General features: G+C 41.8%; 18 protein-coding genes and 4 tRNA genes. 8 read left to right on the top strand and 14 right to left on the bottom strand.

Annotated features, from left to right (window positions below; genetic code table 11):
• Positions 1-6: 6 nt before the first annotated feature.
• The 3 genes from ruvC to ruvB are packed head-to-tail and all read left to right on the top strand — an operon-like array spanning position 7 to position 2,165.
• Entirely contained in the window at positions 7-528 is a 522-nt protein-coding gene (gene ruvC / locus L2748_RS10610) for a crossover junction endodeoxyribonuclease RuvC (protein WP_220783161.1), read from the top strand.
• Positions 525-1,142, top strand: coding sequence for a Holliday junction branch migration protein RuvA (gene ruvA / locus L2748_RS10605; protein ID WP_220783162.1), 618 nt, complete (start codon positions 525-527; stop codon positions 1,140-1,142). The genes ruvC and ruvA overlap by 4 nt, the downstream gene beginning before the upstream one ends.
• Positions 1,143-1,151: 9 nt before the next feature.
• Positions 1,152-2,165 (top strand): Holliday junction branch migration DNA helicase RuvB, encoded by a 1,014-nt coding sequence (gene ruvB / locus L2748_RS10600; protein ID WP_220783163.1) that lies wholly within the window; start codon positions 1,152-1,154, stop codon positions 2,163-2,165.
• A 69-nt stretch (positions 2,166-2,234) separates the two neighbouring features.
• Here ruvB and L2748_RS10595 read toward each other — a convergent pair whose 3' ends face one another.
• On the bottom strand, positions 2,235-2,804 hold the full coding sequence (locus tag L2748_RS10595) for a hypothetical protein (RefSeq protein WP_220783164.1): 570 nt from the start codon (positions 2,802-2,804) through the stop codon (positions 2,235-2,237).
• 535 nt (positions 2,805-3,339) lie between these two features.
• Between L2748_RS10595 and L2748_RS10590 the strand changes: the two genes are divergently transcribed.
• From L2748_RS10590 to L2748_RS10570, 5 genes are all read left to right on the top strand, one after another.
• On the top strand, positions 3,340-3,807 hold the full coding sequence (locus L2748_RS10590; RefSeq protein ID WP_220783165.1) for a hypothetical protein: 468 nt from the start codon (positions 3,340-3,342) through the stop codon (positions 3,805-3,807).
• 124 nt (positions 3,808-3,931) lie between these two features.
• A complete protein-coding gene (locus L2748_RS10585; RefSeq protein WP_248957697.1) occupies positions 3,932-4,711 on the top strand; it encodes a fimbrial biogenesis chaperone in 780 nt (259 codons plus the stop codon).
• A gap of 5 nt (positions 4,712-4,716) precedes the next feature.
• Positions 4,717-7,770 (top strand): carboxypeptidase regulatory-like domain-containing protein, encoded by a 3,054-nt coding sequence (locus tag L2748_RS10580; RefSeq protein WP_220782853.1) that lies wholly within the window; start codon positions 4,717-4,719, stop codon positions 7,768-7,770.
• A 152-nt stretch (positions 7,771-7,922) separates the two neighbouring features.
• On the top strand, positions 7,923-8,342 hold the full coding sequence (locus tag L2748_RS10575) for a hypothetical protein (protein WP_220782854.1): 420 nt from the start codon (positions 7,923-7,925) through the stop codon (positions 8,340-8,342).
• A gap of 684 nt (positions 8,343-9,026) precedes the next feature.
• Positions 9,027-11,543 carry a TonB-dependent receptor gene (locus L2748_RS10570; protein WP_220782855.1) on the top strand — a complete coding sequence of 839 codons (2,517 nt, stop codon included), beginning with the start codon at positions 9,027-9,029 and terminating at the stop codon, positions 11,541-11,543.
• A 76-nt stretch (positions 11,544-11,619) separates the two neighbouring features.
• Here the strand turns inward: L2748_RS10570 and gloA are convergent, their stop codons facing one another.
• From gloA to L2748_RS10505, 13 genes are all read right to left on the bottom strand, one after another.
• Positions 11,620-12,030 carry a lactoylglutathione lyase gene (gene gloA, locus L2748_RS10565; RefSeq protein ID WP_220782856.1) on the bottom strand — a complete coding sequence of 137 codons (411 nt, stop codon included), beginning with the start codon at positions 12,028-12,030 and terminating at the stop codon, positions 11,620-11,622.
• Positions 12,031-12,372: 342 nt separating this feature from the next.
• A complete protein-coding gene (gene nth / locus L2748_RS10560; protein ID WP_220782857.1) occupies positions 12,373-13,014 on the bottom strand; it encodes an endonuclease III in 642 nt (213 codons plus the stop codon).
• A gap of 46 nt (positions 13,015-13,060) precedes the next feature.
• Positions 13,061-13,756: an electron transport complex subunit E gene (locus L2748_RS10555; protein ID WP_220782858.1), complete on the bottom strand. Its 696-nt coding sequence runs from the start codon at positions 13,754-13,756 to the stop codon at positions 13,061-13,063.
• Positions 13,749-14,387 carry an electron transport complex subunit RsxG gene (gene rsxG, locus L2748_RS10550; RefSeq protein WP_220782859.1) on the bottom strand — a complete coding sequence of 213 codons (639 nt, stop codon included), beginning with the start codon at positions 14,385-14,387 and terminating at the stop codon, positions 13,749-13,751. The genes L2748_RS10555 and rsxG overlap by 8 nt, the downstream gene beginning before the upstream one ends.
• A gap of 18 nt (positions 14,388-14,405) precedes the next feature.
• Positions 14,406-15,458, bottom strand: coding sequence for an electron transport complex subunit RsxD (rsxD, locus tag L2748_RS10545; RefSeq protein WP_220782860.1), 1,053 nt, complete (start codon positions 15,456-15,458; stop codon positions 14,406-14,408).
• A 3-nt stretch (positions 15,459-15,461) separates the two neighbouring features.
• Entirely contained in the window at positions 15,462-17,720 is a 2,259-nt protein-coding gene (gene rsxC / locus L2748_RS10540; RefSeq protein WP_220782861.1) for an electron transport complex subunit RsxC, read from the bottom strand.
• Positions 17,714-18,283 carry an electron transport complex subunit RsxB gene (gene rsxB / locus L2748_RS10535; RefSeq protein ID WP_220782862.1) on the bottom strand — a complete coding sequence of 190 codons (570 nt, stop codon included), beginning with the start codon at positions 18,281-18,283 and terminating at the stop codon, positions 17,714-17,716. Before rsxB ends, rsxC begins: the two co-directional genes overlap by 7 nt.
• A 2-nt stretch (positions 18,284-18,285) precedes the next feature.
• Positions 18,286-18,864, bottom strand: coding sequence for an electron transport complex subunit RsxA (gene rsxA, locus L2748_RS10530; RefSeq protein WP_012277028.1), 579 nt, complete (start codon positions 18,862-18,864; stop codon positions 18,286-18,288).
• A gap of 119 nt (positions 18,865-18,983) precedes the next feature.
• Entirely contained in the window at positions 18,984-20,888 is a 1,905-nt protein-coding gene (locus L2748_RS10525; RefSeq protein WP_248957696.1) for an EAL domain-containing protein, read from the bottom strand.
• A gap of 117 nt (positions 20,889-21,005) precedes the next feature.
• Positions 21,006-21,081, bottom strand: a tRNA-Asn gene (locus L2748_RS10520).
• Between the two features lie 30 nt (positions 21,082-21,111).
• A tRNA-Asn gene (locus L2748_RS10515) sits at positions 21,112-21,187 on the bottom strand.
• A 38-nt stretch (positions 21,188-21,225) separates the two neighbouring features.
• A tRNA-Asn gene (locus L2748_RS10510) sits at positions 21,226-21,301 on the bottom strand.
• Between the two features lie 40 nt (positions 21,302-21,341).
• A tRNA-Asn gene (locus tag L2748_RS10505) sits at positions 21,342-21,417 on the bottom strand.
• Between the last annotated feature and the right edge of the window lie 9 nt (positions 21,418-21,426).

Here is a 21,426-nt window from a genome sequence, read left to right as displayed (position 1 = left end):
TAACCTATGGCAATTATTTTGGGAGTCGATCCCGGCTCTCGGATCACCGGCTACGGCGTGATTAAATGTGTAGGCCGGCAGCAAGTTTATGTCGGTAGTGGTTGTATTCGTACTAGCTCAGATGAGTTGCCTTTACGTTTAAAGCAGATTTTTGATGGCTTGTCTGAGATTATCAGACAATATCAACCAGACGAATTTGCGATTGAGCGAGTTTTTATGGCCAAAAATGCGGATTCGGCATTAAAGCTTGGCCAAGCAAGAGGCGCAGCGATTGTTGCGGCAACAGCGGCCAATTTACCGGTTGCTGAATACAGTGCCACGCAGATAAAAAGCGCAGTTGTAGGCACTGGGCGCGCACAAAAAGCGCAAGTACAACACATGATTCAACAATTACTTAAATTGCCAAGCGCGCCACAAGCCGATGCAGCGGATGCGCTCGGTGTGGCAGTGTGTCATTATCATACATGTCAAAGCTTGGCTGCGTTAGGTGGTCGAGCAAATGTTAGAACTTACGGACGTTATAAATGATAGGTCGTATTCGCGGATTATTAATTGAGAAACAAGCGCCAGAAGTGCTCGTGGATGTGTCTGGGGTTGGCTATGAAATTCAAATGCCACTCACCAGTTTTTATGAGCTGCCAGAGCTTGGGCAAGAAGCGGTGATTTACACTCATTTTGTCGTTAGAGAAGATGCGCAATTGCTTTATGGCTTTGTAACGAAACAAGAGCGCAGCCTATTTAGATTACTTATCAAAGCCAATGGCGTAGGTCCAAAGCTTGGATTAACGATTTTATCAGGCATGACAGCGGGCGAGTTTGTTGCTTGTGTTGAGCGTGACGATATTGCCACGCTTGTAAAATTACCGGGAGTAGGCAAGAAGACTGCAGAGCGATTATTGGTTGAGATGCGCGATAAGCTTAAGAGCTTAATGGAAGCATCCGTCGGTTCAGAGCGTGAGTTTATGTTGCAATCAAACTATAAAGCACCAGAAGTGGTTAATACTGCTGAAGAAGATGCCATTGCAGCGCTATTATCTCTCGGTTATAAGCCTGCACAAGCAAGTAAAGCGGTATCAGCAGTTTATACTGATGGTATGAGTTCTGAAACACTGATTAAATCAGCTTTGAAATCGATGCTTTAAGGATAATAAATGATTGAAGCAGACCGACTCATACAGCCTAACATCATTGAACGTGAAGAGATTGAAGCCGTTGATCGCGCCATGCGCCCGAAGATGCTCGATGAGTATACTGGGCAAGATGATACGCGCGCGCAGCTTAAAATTTTTATTCAAGCTGCACAAAAACGCGGTGAAGCACTTGATCATATGCTGATTTATGGTCCGCCAGGTTTAGGTAAAACCACATTGGCGATGATTGTTGCTAATGAGATGGGCGTTAATATTAAGTCGACTTCAGGCCCAGTGCTTGAAAAGGCGGGTGATCTCGCGGCACTACTGACGAATCTTGAACCAAACGATGTGTTATTTATCGATGAAATTCATCGTTTAAGCCCCGTGGTCGAAGAGATCTTGTATCCGGCAATGGAAGATTATCAGTTAGATATCATGATTGGAGAGGGCCCTGCAGCTCGCTCAATTAAGTTAGATTTACCGCCGTTTACGCTCGTTGGTGCAACGACACGCGCAGGCGCTTTAACCTCGCCACTTAGAGCACGTTTTGGTATTCCGCTTAGACTTGAGTTTTATAATGTTAAAGATCTTTCAAGCATCGTGACGCGCAGCGCTAAAGTGATGGACCTTGAAATTGATGATGAAGGCTCAATTGAAATTGCTCGTCGATCTCGTGGTACGCCGCGTATTGCTAATCGCTTGCTTAGACGTGTGCGAGATTTTGCAGAAGTTAAACATAGCGGCGCAGTAACTAAAGCCATTGCAGATGAAGCATTAGATATGCTTGATGTTGACGCTGAGGGTTTTGACTACATGGACAGAAAGCTGTTACTGGCGATTATTGATAAGTTTATGGGCGGCCCTGTTGGTTTAGATAACTTAGCCGCAGCAATTGGCGAAGAGCGCGAGACTATTGAAGATGTGCTAGAGCCGTTTTTAATTCAGCAAGGGTTTATTCAGCGTACACCTCGTGGACGAATAGCGACTAACAGAGCTTATAGTCATTTTAATATAATCAAGCCTGAAGCCTGATATTCCAAATAAAATAGCCCATTTAGAAACGGGCTATTTTATTAAAATAATATATTTTACATGTGGGTATCATTGTTCTGTTACCCTTAGCACATATCGCGGAAACTTCTCTCCAGCCGTTGCATTTTTCCCTGCAGCAACCTTAGCTCCAATCGATATTATCTGCCCGTCTATACCGGGGTTGTCTAGCTCTATAGTAGGAAAGCTTTTATAAGTTTTATTTTTATACCTAACTCTTAGCGTTTTTAGATTTACTTTGGCTTCATTGGCAAGCTGGAAAAAATCGACTGTAATAGGTTGATTGGTATCAGAGCTCACCAAATATTTACCTTGAGAATAATCACTATCTAATAAACTGGCGTTTGTTCCGCCACCAAGCTTGCCTTTCCAATTAACCACGACAACCGTGGACTTATTCATATTTTTTATTGTCGCTGGGTATTTAAGTGGTTGTATCTCAGTAATAGTGATCGCACCGAAAGCGTGGTTACTGGTAAGAGTGCTTAAAAATAGAGCTGCTAGTACCATGCAGACCTTCAAATCAACTTTGCAATGGTCCTGAATATTAGCGCACTGTTTTAGCGGTAAAAAACTTAATGACTGAAAGGTAAATTTACCCAAGAAAATAAATTTTGGCATTGGTTTAGCTCTTATACGTTATTATTTTTTATAGAGTAACGTGAAGTATAAAAAACACAAACAGGGGAGACAGTTTTTCCTTGTGTTTTAGTACTCTGTTATTAGCTCGCTTATAGTATAAAAGTCTAATAAAAAACATTCAGTGTAGACTAACGAGTTATTCAAATTGGTTATCACTTATACTTACTAGTTATACCCGAATTTTAACCTTAATATAAATATGTGATTAAATACGCCAATAAATGCCACTAGGTTGGTTTTATCCTCTGTCTTATGTGGTTTTGATAGTGATTAATTGGATTGGTGGCTTTTTAATGCCTTATAAAAGCTAAGGGTTAATATTTTTTATTAATTTATCAGTGTGACACTTTTATGAAGTCAAACTTAAAAGTATTGTCAAATGTAGCGAAATTGTTATAGCTTCTAGCTCTAGCGCTGCTTGGAGGATAAATTGGCATAATTTCATGCATTTATCATTGTTGTCTAAGCGGGGGGATTTAACAAATATTAACGTTAAAATGTAGGTAAATTAAAAATGAATAAAAAAACACTGCTTTCTACCCTTATGGCATCATCATTTCTACTGTCTGCTGGTGTGTCTGCGACAGATCAAACCGGTACTGCTAACTTTAACCTGATTGTTCCTATTGTTGTAACAGAAGCTACGGCGATGGATTTTGGTGATATATCACTTGCTGACGGACAGTGTGTATTAACCGAATCAAATTCTGTATCAGGCTCAAGTTGTGTACCAGGCGGAAATGCAGCACAGAGCGGCGTATTTAATATTACGGGTGCTGATGCAACTGTAAACGTAGCACTATCTGCTGCTGATAGTTCTTCTGTACCAGGTGTCACCTTTACGCCACAAATTACTGCTAATACCGTTGATATTATAAGTGGTACCGCATCAATTAATGTTGGTGGGACAATTGATGTTGTTGCTGCTAACGCAACAGCGGGTGTTAAGGCAATTAGTTATACTGTGAGTGTTACTTACTAAATATAAGTATAGGGTCAATATTAATATCAATGTTGCCCCTATTTTTAACTGACAATTGTCAGTGCCGAAGTAAGCTATCTAAAAACAATAATGAGGTTTAACCTCTAATTAGCTAGGCGACCTTATGAAGAAACTAATTACTTGCTGTATTACAGCACTATTTGCTTTTAATGCTTCCGCTAACCTGCTGGTAAATCCCACTCGTGTTGAGCTGGATAAAAAAAATACCAGCGCAGTCTTTTCCCTTGTAAATAAAGGCACTGAAGCCGCACGTTATAATGTTTACTTTGAAGATAAAAAGATGCTTGCCAATGGCGAATATGCAGAGCTGACAAAAGAGCAAGCAACGCAATCGGTAGCAAGCTTTGTGCGTTATTCTCCTCGTCGTGTGAGCTTAGAGCCAGAGCAGGGCACTCGAGTTCGTTTAGCTGCTAGAGTACCGCGAAATATAATACCGGGCGAATATAGAAGTTATATTGTGTTCCACCAGATCCCATTAGCACCGGTGAGTAATCAAGCGTCACAGCAATCGCATAGCGACACTGTTAGCTTAAATATTTCAGCTTATTTAAAAATATCCATACCTGTTATTATGCGGGTTGGTCAGTTAACAAGTGACCTCTCTATAGAAAGAAGCCAACTGGATAGTGACAAGCATGCGGTTGAAGTAACGCTACAGCGCACGGGAGACCGTAGTAGTTTTGGTGATATTGAAGTTATTAATACAATCACAAATGAAATTGTTGGTGTGTCAAAAAATATTGCAATTTATACTGAATTATCAGAAAGAAACTTTTTAATACCTTTAACGAAACCGCTAAATTCCAGTGAGTTACTTGTGCGATACAAAGAAAATAATTCGCTTTATCAGCCGAAAATAGTCGAGGCTAAGATAGCGCTTTAGTTAAAGTGTCAGCTTTATTATATTTATTGCAAATCGCACGTTGGCTAACGCTGGCGGCGATTTTTCTTGTATCGCTTCTCGCATCAAAAGAGCTATCGATAGCACCCCAGCTAGAAGAGTTAAACACAAGTCGCTCAGAAGTTCTGCCTGAAGCAAATCACTTTTCAAGCAATACTTCATTAGCGTCAGATTCGATTAATCTAAGTCGTAATGGCGCTATTGTCACATCAGCTATAAATGAAAACCCTATATCAAAGCCGTTAACAATTTATCAAGCAAAGCAATCTAAATCATCGAATGAAGCTGCATCTGTTTTGTCATCGGCGATGGGTAAGTCCAAGTCCGCAAATGTGTCTACAATGCCACTCAAACGAAGACAGGCGTCGGAATCTAAAATAGTAAGCCAAGATTCAAAGTTGATGCCAAATATGCAGTTATTGCCCTCGTCAAAACCGACGCAAACGTCCGTTCTTTCTATGATGACTCAGGATAGCGTGATAGATAGTCGATCTAACCAAACAATGAGTGGTAGCAAAATTGGAGAAATCGCTTCGGCGAAGTTGCAATGTGTTGGGCAGTTAGCCATACCCTATCAAAATCAGGTGACTCAAGAGTCACTATTTTTGGTGACTCAGCTTAATTATGCCAAGATGCAATTGAGCAATGAAATGTTTGTTTATCAGCAAAATGGGATGCAATATTTGCCTCTTGAATACATTGCTGAGTTATTGCACCTACCGATCCAAGTTGATATCGATACACTGTCTGCAAATGGTTGGTTTATCGAAGAAAGCCATCTAGTTGATATCAGCCAAGACCTGATGGTTTTTCGAAATATAAGTGACAATTGCGATAAATCTGAAACCATCGTTTATCACGATAGTTGGGATTTATATATTGAGTCTAGGGTACTTGAGCAGTTGTTAGGGCTTGCCGTGTCTTTTGATTCTGCAAGACAAAAATTTGATATTCAAGCGAGTAAACACATTCCTTTAACTTTGCTTCTTGAAAGGCAAAAGCGCTTTGAACTATTTAATGCCCAAAAGAAAAATAACCAAAGCCGACCAGTTAAAAAAATTAGTAAGGAATATGCGTTATTGGGAGATTTGGCGGTTAACGCTGATATCGGTGTTAGAACGCAATCACTTAATGATATTAAACATACCGAAGCCGACGCTTTTTTACAGACAAGAGCAGATTTGTTGGGCCACAATACTTACGCCGCTTATTCGCAAAGTGCTAGCGGAAGCTCTTTTAACGCTTACCTTGAGCGAGAACTACAAGAACAGTGGGTCAACTTCTACCGAATTGGCAATGTAGACAGCCATAGTTTGTCTTTAGTATCTGATTCTGTGCTCGGTGTGGGCGCTATAGTGAGTGCAGGTAGCACATTTACCGGTGATTTGCGCTCAATTGTTGTTGAAGGTGAATTGGATCCTGATTGGGACGTTGAACTCTATCGGAATAACACTTTGGTAGGAGTGCAACGGGTAAAGTCTGATGGTCAATATCGATTTGCTGATGTGCCTTATTATATTGGACTAAATCAATATCAATTGCGCTTTTATGGTCCTAATGGTGAAATCCGTACCGAATCTTTTAGTAAGCTATTGGACAGCTCGTTACTTGAAAAAGGTAATGTTGGTGTCAATTTTGGCGCGATGGCTAGGGAACTTGATGACTTAAAACAGTATTATGCCGATGTTAATTGGGCATTAGCGGATGATATGACAGTCGGGCTTGCCCTCGTTCAGCAGCAAAATACTTTAAAAGAGTGGCAGTTTTTACCTAGGCTATCAGTGAACTTTGTCGGTGACTCGCAGTTAGTACAGCTAAATTATGTCAATAGCCCTACGGGCTATGCGACCAGTGTTGCAATTCAGGGGAGTCAAAGCGAGCTTGATTGGCAGGCTGAGTGGCAAAAGTACAGTAATTATTCGACTTGGGACAATATCGATGGTCGAATAGATCAAGAAGCGCTTATCAATATTAGTGGATCACTAGATGGGAGCACATTAAATTGGGGATTTGGAGCGCGTTGGCAGGCTGTTAATTTGGGTAGCGATAATACTCAAGCCAACTTTTTACTATCAAGTCAGTTTAACGCATTGTCATTGAGCAATGATTTACGTTGGTCTAGTTTAAATAGTATCGGACGTTGGAGCGACCGTCTTGCTATCTCTGGCCGGATCAATAACTGGCAAATACGTAGTTATGTTGATCTAGATATTGCGCCAGAACTTTCTCTTAATCAGTGGAACACTAACTTTAATACAGCACTGACCGATAGAGCTAACTATCAACTTGAGTTGGGTTATCAACCAAATGGTAGCAGTGACTTTACTGTCAGAAATTCGATATCTTATTTATTTGATTATGGCGCGCTAAGGCTAGAATTAGATAACCGTTCGAATGGTGATTGGTTAGCACAAATGAAATGGAATAGCGCGTTTTTATGGGATACTGAACCTGATCGTTGGTTAGTTGATCGTATGAGCTATATCAATACCGGTAGTGTGAAGATTATCGCTTTTCAAGATGATAACGCGAACGGCTTATTTGACGATATTGAGCTACCTATATCAGGCTTAAAGTTTACGGGGCACAGTCAATCAAATAAACAAACGGACCTTAATGGTGAGCTTCTTATTACTCAGCTGCAAACAAATCGGCAACAAAAGTTAGTGTTGAATGAAAATAGTTTAAAAGATCCATTTTTATTACCAGCAGCCCATATCATTAGCGTTAATCCACACCCTGGACATATCCAGCCCATTTTATTCCCTGTCATGTATACAGCTGAACTCGAAGGAGAAGTGGTTTTTGATGATAAAGATAACTCACCTGCATCCGGAGTTTTTGTAGAGTTAAGGGCAAAGAGTTCGGATATTTCGAACTCTACGCGGGTTGAGTATGACGGTATCTTCATTTTAGACCAGATGTTACCCGGAGAGTATGAGCTTTTCATCAATGATATTTTCATTCAAACAGTCAAGTTAACACCTGGAGATTTTATTCAATTGCCTAAGTTTACAATAGAGCGCCAAACAAACTCTTAGCTTAAATGTGCTCGTCTGTACTGCGAATAACAGCGGTAATTATCTCTGAGCTCACGTTTTTAACCTGAGCGAGTCGTTTGTCTCTATAAGCACTAATATTTCCCAAAGACAAGCTATAATCAGTTGTGATGACTCTTTGTTAATGGATTAACATGACACTTTTGTTTGGATTAGCAACTGCGCTTGCACAAGCCCACTTAAACCTTATTATTCCCGTTTCAATCGAGCAAACCAAAGCAATTGAGCTAGGCGATATCTACAATTTTACTCATGGAATTTGTGAACTAACCGCCAATGGGCGTCAAGGTAATGCATGTTCTGAGTCAAATACCTCTTTGGGAAAATTATTGGTAAGAGGGGAAGAAAATCAGCGTATACAAATCACGGTTAAAGCTACTTCGAATGGGGCGGTAGCATTTACCCCGATTTTACCTAACGGTAAGCAGACGTTGTCTTTATCGCTATCCGATGTACCAACAGAGTTATATATTGGTGGTGAATTAATCGTTGAAACGCCATCTTCGCTAGGGGGGATGAGCTTAGATTATGTCATAGAAGTGAACTACCAATAGTCGACTCAGCATCCGCATACCTAGTTCAAAGCTTGGGCATGGTTTTTTGTGTACTCATTTAGCCTTGTTGTGAATTCTTGAATCTTACGTAAACGACAGTTTTGGCCTATTCACATATAGGACCTCTGCGGACATGAATACTTCAACGGGCGTAAGTTAAGATCACGCTTTGTGTCAGCCTAAATCAATTTCTCCCTTGTGTTGTATTCTAATTAGCCAAAGTGTCTTTATGTTACATCTATTCACATTTCTGCATTTTTGATAGCCTGAAACTGAATATCTCCTGTTTACTAGCTTAGTTTTTTCTAAAAAAACATGAGCAACATCTAAGTATTACAACAGCAGGCAGTGCCTTTACTAAATTACACGTTGTGGAATTGTGATCTGTGTCGCACTTCTGTCTTGTCGTAGGGTTAAATATATGTTGCACGCCTTTCAGGTGTTTTATCTGGTATTTTTGATATATACAGCGATTTAAACTGATAAGTGACGCTGGTCACATTGTTGGGTGGTGTTGAACTTATTTTGGTTTACATTTTATTTAACTTTTAACAACTTTTTTGCTGCTGTGGTTAATGAATTGCTTGATTGACGGGGTAAACGTGAACTAGCAGTATCCTAATCAACGTCTGAAATAACAAATGACGTATATATAAAAATAAATTGGTTAGGGAGTACAACATAATGAACAGACCATCTAAATTGGCCTCAGCAATCAAGTTTGGCTTGATTGCTTCGGTTTCAACTACTGCATTTGCTACATCGAACATCGCCTTTGCTGAAGAGGTTGGTGCTGATGTAGAACGCATCGCTGTCACCGGCTCCCGCATCCAACGTCAAGACATGGAAACTGCATCGCCAGTTACTGTTATTGGCGCGGAAGAAATTCGTGCAGAAGGTTTTACTACCGTTGACGAATTGCTACAAGCTCAAACATCTATGGGTGGTAAAGCCGTAGGTTCTAGCACTAACAATGGTGCTGACGGTGTTGCTCAAGTTGACCTTCGCGGTATGGGTTCACAGCGTACACTAGTACTGTTAAATGGTCGCCGTATGGTGAACTCAGGTTCTGGTGCAAACAGCTCTGTTGACCTTAACTCTATTCCTGTTGCGATGATCGCACGTGTTGAAATTTTAAAAGATGGCGCATCAGCAGTATATGGTTCAGATGCAATTGCTGGTGTTGTAAACATCATCACTAAGAAAGACTTTGAAGGTTTCCAAGTTGACGTTCAAGGCGGCATGACCGACAAGAGCGACGGCGAAAATGGTGAAATCAGCGCACTTTATGGTTTTAACACTGATACCGGTAACTACACATTTGGTGCAGCATACTCTGAGCGTAAAGGTGTAATTCAGTCTGACCGTGACTGGACAGATCCAGGTAACAGCTCATTTATTCCAAATGGCTCTTTGGGCGGTAAGGTTAAAGATGAAAATGGTAACTGGGTAGATCGCTCTGAAGGTTATGATTTTACTCAAGATAGCTTCTACCAGACTCCAAGCAAGCGTTACAGTCTATTTGCTAACATGACTCAAGAGCTAGGTGATGACATCGTAATGACCGGTGACATTCTATATACCAAGCGTAAGTCTAACCAACAGTTAGCTCCACAGCCTGCCAACATCATGCTAGATGTGTGTGAAGCTGGACAAGATCCAATGACATGTTTAGAGCTTGATCAAGACATGATCGATGCTGGTATTACTCCAGATAAGAACGGTCAAGTTAACTACAGAAAGCGTATGAATGACGTGGGTCCACGTATTTATAACCAGGACACTGATACATGGCGTATTTCTGCAGGCCTTGAAGGTTCACTAGATATCAATACGGGTATGAACTGGGATGCTTCGTACACTTACGGTAATAACAAAGCTAAGACTGGCGTAGAAAACTCTATTAACGCTAACTTGATGGCTGATGCTATCTATGCTGACCAAGATCCATGGTTAACTGGTCAGCCAATGACTGATCAAGATGTTCTGAATAGTGTTTCTTATGATGAAGAAGCTGATGGTGGTAACGAGCAGCATGTATTCTCTGCAGGTCTTAACGGTGAACTGTTTGACCTAGATGCAGGTGCTGTTGCATTCGCTATCGGTACTGAGTATCGCTACGAAAGCGGTTACTACAATCCGGATCCAATTGTTGTAGCTGGTGAAAGTACTGCAGCGCAGCAAGATCCAACAGATGGTAGCTACAATGTAATTTCGGTATTCCAAGAAGTTAGCGTACCATTTACTGATAAGCTAACCGGTGAATTTGCACTACGCTTTGATGATTACTCAACATTTGGTAATGCATCAACTTGGAAGATTGGTCTTACTTATGAAGCTACTGATGAGTTAATGCTACGTACTGTAGCGGCAACCGGTTTCCGTGCGCCAAGCGTAAGTGAGCTATATGGTGGTAACTCAGGTTCTTACGACTACCTAGTCGACCCATGGGGTAACGAAAAAGACCCACAGATCCTAGTAAACCGTACGTCTGATGAAGACCTAAAGCCTGAGGAGTCTGAGTCTTACACTGCTGGTTTAGTTTACTCGCCAAGCTATGTAGATGGTATGTCGTTAACAGTTGATTACTGGCGCTTTAAAGTGAAGAACGCAATTACGCGTCTTGACACGCAAGCGGGTATCGATGCTTGTTATGGCGGTGATGCATCAGCATGTGAAACCTTTAACATTGGTGCTGATGGTGACTTGTCTAACTTGACTAACTCACTAACTAACGTAGGTTTCCAAGATACAAGCGGTATTGACTTTAACTTAGCTTATAGCTTTGAAGTGCTAAACCTAGACTGGACCGTAAGCAATGACACGACTTACTTGCTTAACTTTGAGCAAGACGGCAAAGATTACACAGGTACAATCGATGGTAACTTCGGTGCATATGCAGAAGTTCGTAACAACTTCAGCATTAAAGCGGGACAAGATGACTGGACCGTAATGTACTTCAACCGTTACATTGGTGAAATGGACGACTTAGCGACAGGTGATACTGTAGACTCTGTTCTATACCACAACCTTTCAGCTTCATACTTCATCAACGATGCTTGGATGCTAAGCGCTGGTGTTAAGAACTTTACTGATGAAGAACCATCAAAAGTTTCTAACGGTAGTGACGGTGGTACAGTACCAGAAGTTTACGACGTAATTGGTCGCACTTACTTCGCTGGTGTAACCATGAAGTTCTAAATAGCATTAGCTATTTAACCTAAAGAAAAAGCGCCTTACGGCGCTTTTTTTATTGGGAAAAAGAGAAGGTAAAAAATTAACCTAAACCTTTCTCCGCAGAGCTCATCTGAATAAATTCAATTTTGTAACCGTCTGGATCTTCAACAAACGCGATTTCAGTACTGCCGCCAGCGACTGGGCCCGCAGGGCGAATCACTTTACCACCGGCCGCGGTAATCGCTTCACAACGAGCATAGATATCTTCTTCACCGATAGCGATATGACCAAAAGCATTGCCATGATCGTAGCTCTCAGTGCCCCAGTTGTATGTAAGCTCAATTACAGCGCTTCCTGTAGACTCTTCATCAAATCCAACAAAGGCTAAGGTATATTGATATTCGCTATTTTCGCTTTGTCTAAGGAGCTTCATGCCTAGTACTTTGGTGTAAAACTCGATGCTGCGTTCAAGATTGCCGACACGTAACATGGTGTGGAGTAACTGCGCCATTTTTCTTCCTATTTATTGTGGTTATTTATAATTGAATTATATCTATTTTCTTATCACTGGATACATTTGGTAAAAATTGCGCTAGATCAATTTTATTAGTAAGCACTAGATCACAAAAGCTTTAAAATTGGCTGAGAAAGTCGCATTTTTCTTATAGTATTAGCTTAATATTACAAGGAGAACATTATGCAAACTGAACTAAAAATGTCACTAGCGCTTACTGCAATTATCGCTGCGTTTTTAACTGTTTTCTTTATCTGTATGTACTAAACATATTGATATTAAAAAGCCGCTAATTGCGGCTTTTTTGTTGTTTGATTCATCGATATCTTGAATGAAGTATTAATCTTCAGGATAGACCTTATCTTTAAACTCACACAAATCTTCGATGATACAGCTTCCACAGCGGGGCTTACGTGCAATACAAGTGTAACGCCCATGCAGAATAAGCCAGTGGTGCACGTCTACTTTAAATTCAGCCGGTACCACTTTAAGCAGTTTGTTTTCTACTTCAACAACGTTTTTACCCATTGCGAACTTAGTTCTGTTCGATACTCTATCTATGTGGGTATCAACTGCAATAGTCGGCCAGCCAAAAGCGGTATTGAGTACAACGTTTGCAGTTTTGCGTCCAACACCGGGTAAAGATTCAAGTGCTTCTCTATTTTCTGGGACTTCACCTGCATATTTTTCGACTAAAATCTCACAGGCTTTTACAACATTAATGGCTTTATTGTTGTATAAACCTATGGTCTTTATGTATTGCTTTAGCCCTTCAACACCGAGATCGGCAATAGCCTGAGCGGTATTAGCAACAGGAAACAGTTTATCGGTTGCTTTATTGACACTGACATCAGTTGCCTGAGCAGATAAGGTGACTGCAACCAACAGCTCAAATGGGCTAGAGAAATTAAGCTCTGTTTCTGGGTGAGGGTTGTTTTCCCTAAGCCTTTCAAGAATTAAGCGACGTTTTTCAGCGTTCATTTTTCGTTCCGTATTGTTTTTATTATTGCCTTACCATGCAGTAGGCTTAATTTACTTTGGTAATACGCGCTCGAGTAGGGGCCTCAAGTTCAGCTTTAGGCTGTTTACTGGCTAAATGCTGATCGATGACATTTTTAAGCGCAATGAGCAGTCCCATCCCAATAAATGCACCCGGTGGTAACATCGCTAGCAAGAAGCTCGTATCGACTTGCCAGATCTGAATGGTTAATGATTTTGCCCATTCGCCAAGTAATTGGTCAGCCCCGTAAAACAATGTACCTTGCCCGAGTATTTCACGGCTTGCGCCTAATATCGCTAAGACTAAAGTGAAACCAAGACCCATCATTAAGCCATCAAAGGCTGATTTAGCTACGTTATTACGTGATGCGTAGGCTTCTGCACGGCCTATGATGACGCAGTTAGTCACAATCAGCGGTAAGAAAATACCTAATGACAGGTATAACCCATAGGCGTAGGCATTAATCAGTAATTGGACCGTGGTTACTAGCGCGGCAATGATCATCACAAATACCGGAATACGGATCTCTTTTGGAACAAAATCGCGTACTAAAGAAACCAATATATTTGAGCCGATTAGCACTAACATTGTTGCTAAGCCAAGGCCTAACGCATTGGTTAAGGTCGCTGTAACAGCAAGTAATGGACACAGGCCCAATAACTGAACTAAACCGGGATTATTCTTCCATAAACCTTGTTGAGCTAGCTCTTTATAATCACTCATTTCCTACCTCACAGTTAGCAGGTGTCGACAGTAGTTCAGCTTTATGCGTATTAAAGTACTGCACGGCTTTTTTGACTGCTTTTACATAAGCGCGCGGCGTAATCGTTGCACCGGTAAACTGATCGATTTCACCGCCATCTTTTTTGACATTCCAGCGCTTGTCTTCGTCAGACAGCAACAAAAGCCCGTCGAATGATTTTACCCATTCAGACTTTCTTAGTTCAATTTTATCGCCAAGGCCAGGAGTTTCTTGGTGAGAAAGGGTGCGCACGCCTAACACTTCGCCTTCGTGACTAATGCCAATAATGACTTTGATATTGCCGTTATAGCCATCTGGTGCAATGGCTTCAATGGCTATAGCCACACCCTTACCATTTTGGGTTGCGATATAGGCTGGTAATGCGTCAGCAGTACCGAGAGCGTCTTCTGCTTGCAAGGTAATACAATGTTCTGTTAATTCATTATCGTGTAATGCATCCGGTACTATTTGGTGCAATACTCGCGCGAGTTCTACTTTTTCTTGTTGCTTAATTTTATCAAAGGTAAATTCGTTGACCACAGCAACTAGCCCGGTGCAAAGCAGCGCAAATAGGCCGAGAAGTGAACCATTTTTTAGCATCGATTTTTTCAAAATAATTTCTCTTTAAACTCAGTTGCCAGTGCGGTGACCATAGGCGCGAGGCTTGACATAATAGTCAATAAACGGCGCGCAAAGGTTAGCCAGTAATACGGCGAAAGCGAATGCGTCAGGGTAGCCACCATAAGTACGAATAACATAGACCAATACACCGATTAGGGCGCCAAAAATTAAGCGTCCACGGACACTAGTTGCTGCGGTAACAGGATCGGTGGCAATGAAAAATGCCGCAATCATTGTTGCGCCTGAAAACAACTGCATTAATGGCCCTACATGAGTGTCAGGGCTAAGTAGGTAGCCAAAGCTACTGCAAACAAAGAGCGAAGCTAAAATGGCCACGCTGATATGCCAGCGGATCACTTTGAGCTTTAGCATCACTAGGCCGCCAGCAAGGTATGCCATATTGACCCAAAACCAGCCAACACCAAACCCGTCTGCAAACACAGGTTTATTTAAGCTTTCTGTCATGGTTAACCCTAAAGCGAGGTCGGTTTTTACCGTATCGAGTGGGGTAGCCATTGCGATACCATCAAAGCCGAGTTTATAGCTATTAAGCTGCTCCATAGACATTGAACCGAAGATGGCCTGCAAGCTTAAGCCTATATCCATCGGATTTTGTGCAATCACTAGAGGCACTGACCAACTTGTCATCTGCACAGGAAAAGAAATCAGCAACATGACGTAAGCCGCCATTGCAGGGTTAAAGATATTCTGTCCTAGACCGCCATATAACTGTTTGACTAATACAATAGCGAACAGGGTTCCTATTACCACTAACCACCATGGTGCTATAGGTGGGATTGCCACACCGATCAATACAGCTGTGAGCACGGCACTGTTGTCTTTAATTGTTGGCAGCACGGCACGCTTTCTGAGCACTAAGACGGCGGCTTCAGCAGCAAGTGCAACGATAATGGCCAATAACACTTGGATAAGAACACCAAAACCGAAAAAATAACTCTGTACAGCAATACCCGGTAGTGCACATAAAATAACGCGGCGCATAACCGTTTGGGTTTGTAACTGCACTTTTAAGTGCGGTGAAGAGGCTAATTTAAACGCCATGTCTTATTCCTTTTCCTGCAGTTTTGCCTGGGCTTTCTTTGCTTTGGCTTTGGCAATCGTTGCTGCAATACGTGCTTTTTTCTGCACGGTGTCTTGTTGGCTCTCTTGTGCACTATCTGACAAAGATTTAGCGTTAAGATTGGTGTCAACTGGATTAAGCGTTTCATCCGATGCCATCGATGGTTGTTGATTATCTATTGTTGCAGATTTAGCTGCGGCTTTTTTGGCTTTTGCGCGAGCGATAGCCGCTGCAATTTTGGCCTGTTTGTCACTAATTTCAGTATTAGCAGTATTAGCAGTATTAGCAGTAACAATATCTGACGGGATGGCATCATTAGCAATATCATCTATTGCGGCTACTTCGTTCTGCTTATCAGTAGAAGGTACTGTTGAATCAATATCTACTGTACCAGTGTGTTTAGCTGAGGCTTTTTTAGCTTTTGCACGGGCAACCGCCGCTGCTATTTGCGCTTTTTTATCAGTAGCTTGAGGCTCAGGTGTTTCTGCTGCGGTATTCGCACCGGCCTTTTTAGCTTTAGCACGGGCAATCGCTGCTGCTACCTGTGCTTTTTTATCATCAGCAGGAACTGCAGTAGCAGATGAATCATCTGTCGGTGCGCCTTCTTTTTTGGCTTTAGCGCGAGCTATGGCGGCGGCTATTTGTGCCTTCTTATCTAATTCTGGTGCAGCAGTGGCTGTATCTGCAGCAGAATTTTGTTGTTCTGCGGCTTTTTTGGCTTTAATTCGCGCCATAGCTTCAGCGACAGCGTCTCTGTCACCACCTGACATCGTGCCTTTGCGGCGTTCAGCAGCCTCTTTAGCTTTCGCTTCACGGGCGAGCTTTTCTTCTTCAAGGCGTTGTAAGCGTGCTTCAAAGCGCTGTTTCGCAAAATCCGCTTGCTTTTTCTCTTCGTTTTGAGTGCGTATTGCAGATTTAGCGATACGGTAATACTCGACCAAAGGGATGTCGCTTGGGCAGACAAAGCTACAACAACCACATTCGATACAGTCATGCAGATTAAAACTAGCAGCTTTGTCATACTCTTCGGCTTTTGAATGCCAGAACAGTTGTTGAGGTAGCAATAGAGCAGGGCAAGCCACGGCGCATTCGCCGCAGCGGATGCATGGTTTTTCGGCATCATCGTCAGCAATTTCTTGCTGGCTTGGCAATAAAATACAGTTAGTGCCTTTGAGTACAGGCGCTTGGGTATTGGGCAATGAATGGCCCATCATTGGTCCACCAATGATGATTTTGTCGCTGCTTAGATTACCGGCAAAACCTAAAGCGTCGAGAATATGCTGGATAGGTGTGCCAATAGGCATCCAATAGTTGCCGGGAGTTTGGCTATTTAGTCCTGTTACCGTCACGACGCGATGGGTAAGTGCTCGACCATTGACTACGGCATCATTAATTGCGTACGCCGTGCCAACGTTTTGCACTAACATACCTAGCTGCGCAGGAATGGCTCCTGAAGGCACTTCTTGTCCAGTTAAAATCTGAATAAGCTGCTTTTCGCCACCCGATGGATACTTAGTCGGTACGGCTGTTATGCGCGTACTTCCTGTAGCCAAATGACTGCGATTAAGCGCATGCTGCATCGCTTCAATCGCTTCTGGCTTATTGTCTTCAATGGCGATAATGATGCGCTTAGGTGAGAGCAAGCGTTGAATAATCTCGATACCCGCTAAGATCTCATCACTATGTTCACGCATTAAGCGGTCATCAGAGGTGATATAAGGCTCACACTCAATACCGTTGATGATAACGAGCTCGATATCACTTGCTGGACGAAGTTTGATATGAGTTGGAAAAGCTGCCCCACCTAAGCCAGCGATGCCCGCATGCTGGATCTTTGTTAGGATCTCTTCATTACTCAGCGCACCGACTTTAGCCGTTTCAAATACTACAGCTTCATCTAAGCCGTCAGCATCAATAATGCAGCTAAGAATATGGATACCCGATGCATGGTTACTCGGCATAGGTTTGATGGCTGTTACTACGCCGGATGTTGGCGCATGAACCGGACTATAAGCGAAGCTTGTACCGCTGGTTAAGGTTTGGCCTTTTAAGACTCTTTCACCTGTTTTTACAGCTAATAATGCACTATCACCGACTTGAGGTAACGGGAGGATATATTGATTTGCTAGTGGCAATTGGCCTATTTTAGTCTGATTAGACAGGTTTTTTAATTCTGGAGGATGAACACCACCATGTGAACGCCAAAGCGTTCCTTTATCAATTTGCTCTAATAAAGTTAACACGGTTTATCCTCTTGCAACTGCTTGACTGGAATAGCATTAAGCTGCCAATCCCATGTCTTAGTGGTTTGTTCTACGGGGAGCATATCAATGCAATCAACCGGGCAGGGTGCGACACATAAATCACAGCCTGTACAGTAGTCGGTAATCACGGTATGCATTAGCTTACCTGAACCTAAAATGGCATCGACAGGGCATGCTTGAATACATTTAGTACAGCCAATACATTCATCTTCGCGGATGTAAGCGACTTTTTTGACTTGAACTTCTTCTGTGGCATTAAGCGGCTCTGGATCTACGCCCATCAAATCAGCGAGTTTTTCCATAGTCGCAGTGCCACCAGGAGGGCACTTGTTAATTTTATCACCGCCAGCAATCGCTTCCGCGTATGGACGGCAACCTGGATAACCACACTGGCCGCACTGGGTCTGCGGCAGCAGTGCCTCGACTTGATCTGTGAGCGGGTTACCTTCAACTTTAAACTTTTCGGCGGCGAAGCCAAGTAAAATACCAAAAACGAGGGCGAGTACAGTCAATACGACGACTGCAATAACAATTGCTGACATGTTTATTTAACCAATCCTGTGAATCCCATAAAGGCGAGTGACATAAGCCCAGCGGTTACCATAGCAATAGCACCACCTTTGAAAGGGGTGGGAACATCTGCGGCCGCTAAACGTTCTCGCATAGCAGAAAAAAGCACTAGTACTAATGAGAAACCGACAGCAGCACCAAAACCAAAGATCGCGGACTCAATAAAACCATGCTTTTCGTTGATATTTAGCAATGCAACACCTAATACCGCACAGTTGGTGGTAATTAGGGGCAGGTAAATACCCAATGCTCGGTGTAAAGATGCGCTGGTTTTCTGCACTAACATTTCAGTGAACTGTACGACGACAGCAATAACCAAAATAAAGCTCATTGTGCGTAAATAGCCAAGGTCGAAAGGCAGCAATAGGTATTGGTTGACGAGATAGCTAAGAATAGACGCTAGCGTTAACACAAACGTCGTCGCCATTGACATACCAATGGCGGACTCTAGCTTGCTGGAGACGCCCATAAAGGGACATAAACCAAGAAATTTTACTAGTACAAAGTTATTGACGAGCACAGTGCCAATCAATAAAAGGAGATATTCACTCATCTCTATTCAAATTTTTTAGACAGAATTTGACTATTATCGGCTTTTCCGTTGCTATTAACAACACATAGAAAGCAAGGATAAAAAGTTTGCTTTTTTTATAAACAAAGATTGCATTTTATTTATGCTATTTGTTCTTGTGTTAAGGGCATTGGTTTTGCGATATAGTACCCTTGCAAACCGTCAGTAAGTAGCTGTTCCATAGCTAATTTTTCATCTTGCTTTTCAATGCCTGTAGCGATAACTCTAATCCCTAACTTGCGTGATATATCAATAATCATTTTGACGAAAAATCGATTTTGTGGGTCAGAGCAAATGCCCTGAGTGTAACTATGGTCCAATTTAATAAAGTCTGGGCGGACCTCTTTGAAAAATTTAAATGAAGTAAAGCCTAAACCAAAACGCTCTATAGAGACTCTTGAACCTACACTGTGCAATTCATTAATGAAATGGTAGGTTGCACTTAGATTTGTTTGCATACCTGATTCATTGACTTCAAAAACGAGTCGTGCAGCTATCCCTCTCTGCCTTATTAATACGTCTTTTAACCAAGCAACAAAGGATTTATTTGTAGCCGAAGCTGAGCTGATATTGATGCCCATAGTGCCAGATATCTTGGTTGAACTTGCTAGTAATTGAATTGCATTTAACACGACAAGTTTATCCAGTTCTTCACTCATACCATGTCGCTCTGCCATTGCGATAACTGTCGTTGTTGGAAAAAGTTTCCCTTCACTGTTATAAAACCGTGAAAGTAACTCACGATAAGATTGGACATCATTTCGGCATGGACGTATGGGTTGAACATAAAATTGAATCGCTTTATGGCGAATGAGTTCGTTAATCGCGACTTTCCAGCGACTTTCACCAAATAATTCGTCTCCGGTAAGCTTTTCTTGTACATGGTAACAATTTGGACCAAGAGTTTGAGCTATGCTTACAGCCGTATCCGCTAGTGTCATTAATGATACTGGGTCAGTATCTTCAAAATATGGAACTAAACCAATATGGGCAATTGATGCCGTCCCAGCTTGTTGCTGATATTCGTTAAATGCCATTTTTAAACTCTCTGCGATTACTTTTCCTTGCTTTAAGCTTTTAGAAGGCAAAATGATGGCAAAGTCGGCAGTTGAAATTCTAAAATAGCTCGCTTGTGGGTTGCCTTTAAGTGAACTTCGAATTTCATTTGCGATGCGAGCAAGGTAATCGTCGCCACCATCTCGACCAACCATTTGGTTCATCGTGGCTAATTCAGTAGCCTTGATAATAAATAGGACGCCAACCTCAGCTTGTTTTTGGTCGCTTATCTGGTTTAGTTTTTCGGTAAACCTTGCTCTGGTACCAAAACCTGTCACAGGATCTTGAAATGCAGTTTTAGTCAACTGCTCATTATGCTCCTTTAATAGGTTTACTTTATGCTTTAATAATTGCTGACTTTTTTCAAAAGCCTGACCAATAATTTTATATTCGCCTTTAGTTTTTGATTGTTCAAAAGCATCAAAGTTTAAATTTGCCAAGCTTTCCATTTTAGCCGCTATGTAACGAATACTCTTTTTCTGTCTCAAGGTGAGTAGTATGTGGAATAGCGAGATTAAAGCAAAAACCGCCCAAATATAGCTCAGACTTTCTTCAAATTTGGCTATTGAATTAGCGGTAGGTATTTGATTCAAAATCTTTACTTGTAAACGACCGTGCTCTAATGCCTGAGTATGTGATAAATCCATATGGAATAGAGGTTCCAAAAATGAATGTTGCGTAGCTTGTAGGGTGCCTTTGGTGAAGTTGTTATTACTATCATCTATATCGATGTATTGAAAAAATTGAAGACCAAATTTAGATGATAGCGAAGTGTACAGAGTCTCGCCATTTCCTTGCGATTCATGTTTTTTTGCTATTTTTTCTACGTATTCGTTAAGAATTTTTTTGTTTGCTGATTCTAATTCTTGCTTTTCTGTCTGGTAGGCTAGGATTGTGAACCCACCAAATAATATTGCTAAGAAAAACTGGAAAAGCGTGGAAGTATTCATAAGAGTCCGTTCAATGCTATGAATTACTCGATCTTAGGTGATCAAGTTTAATAGTGCATTATAAACAGATTTCTATGAATGATGTAAATTGTTTGTTAGGAGATAATGTTGCGAGATTGGCTCCCCAGACTGGACTTGAACCAGTGACATACGGATTAACAGTCCGCCGTTCTACCAACTGAACTACAGGGGAATCGATATTTTGATATAGCAAATGTTAAAGTGGCTCCCCAGACTGGACTCGAACCAGTGACATACGGATTAACAGTCCGCCGTTCTACCAACTGAACTACAGGGGAATCGATACTTTACATTTTACTTTTTTTGCTAGTTAAAGTGGCTCCCCAGACTGGACTCGAACCAGTGACATACGGATTAACAGTCCGCCGTTCTACCAACTGAACTACAGGGGAATCGATTACTTTAATTTTTTACTTTTGTTGCTATTTAAAGTGGCTCCCCAGACTGGACTCGAACCAGTGACATACGGATTAACAGTCCGCCGTTCTACCAACTGAACTACAGGGGAATCGATACT

This window comes from Shewanella sairae, assembly GCF_023283535.1.
Taxonomy (GTDB): domain Bacteria; phylum Pseudomonadota; class Gammaproteobacteria; order Enterobacterales; family Shewanellaceae; genus Shewanella; species Shewanella sairae.
This window is presented reverse-complemented; position numbering and strand designations above follow the sequence as displayed.

Coding starts and splice junctions, on each gene's coding strand:
- gloA (WP_220782856.1), bottom strand. CDS start 12,030: ATGGCGCAGTTACTCCACACCATGTTACGTGTCGGCAATCTTGAACGC.
- rsxD (WP_220782860.1), bottom strand. CDS start 15,458: ATGGCGTTTAAATTAGCCTCTTCACCGCACTTAAAAGTGCAGTTACAA.
- L2748_RS10590 (WP_220783165.1), top strand. CDS start 3,340: ATGAATAAAAAAACACTGCTTTCTACCCTTATGGCATCATCATTTCTA.
- ruvC (WP_220783161.1), top strand. CDS start 7: ATGGCAATTATTTTGGGAGTCGATCCCGGCTCTCGGATCACCGGCTAC.
- L2748_RS10595 (WP_220783164.1), bottom strand. CDS start 2,804: ATGCCAAAATTTATTTTCTTGGGTAAATTTACCTTTCAGTCATTAAGT.
- L2748_RS10555 (WP_220782858.1), bottom strand. CDS start 13,756: ATGAGTGATTATAAAGAGCTAGCTCAACAAGGTTTATGGAAGAATAAT.
- L2748_RS10570 (WP_220782855.1), top strand. CDS start 9,027: ATGAACAGACCATCTAAATTGGCCTCAGCAATCAAGTTTGGCTTGATT.
- nth (WP_220782857.1), bottom strand. CDS start 13,014: ATGAACGCTGAAAAACGTCGCTTAATTCTTGAAAGGCTTAGGGAAAAC.
- rsxA (WP_012277028.1), bottom strand. CDS start 18,864: ATGAGTGAATATCTCCTTTTATTGATTGGCACTGTGCTCGTCAATAAC.
- L2748_RS10585 (WP_248957697.1), top strand. CDS start 3,932: ATGAAGAAACTAATTACTTGCTGTATTACAGCACTATTTGCTTTTAAT.
- ruvA (WP_220783162.1), top strand. CDS start 525: ATGATAGGTCGTATTCGCGGATTATTAATTGAGAAACAAGCGCCAGAA.
- L2748_RS10575 (WP_220782854.1), top strand. CDS start 7,923: ATGACACTTTTGTTTGGATTAGCAACTGCGCTTGCACAAGCCCACTTA.
- L2748_RS10525 (WP_248957696.1), bottom strand. CDS start 20,888: ATGAATACTTCCACGCTTTTCCAGTTTTTCTTAGCAATATTATTTGGT.
- ruvB (WP_220783163.1), top strand. CDS start 1,152: ATGATTGAAGCAGACCGACTCATACAGCCTAACATCATTGAACGTGAA.
- rsxB (WP_220782862.1), bottom strand. CDS start 18,283: ATGTCAGCAATTGTTATTGCAGTCGTCGTATTGACTGTACTCGCCCTC.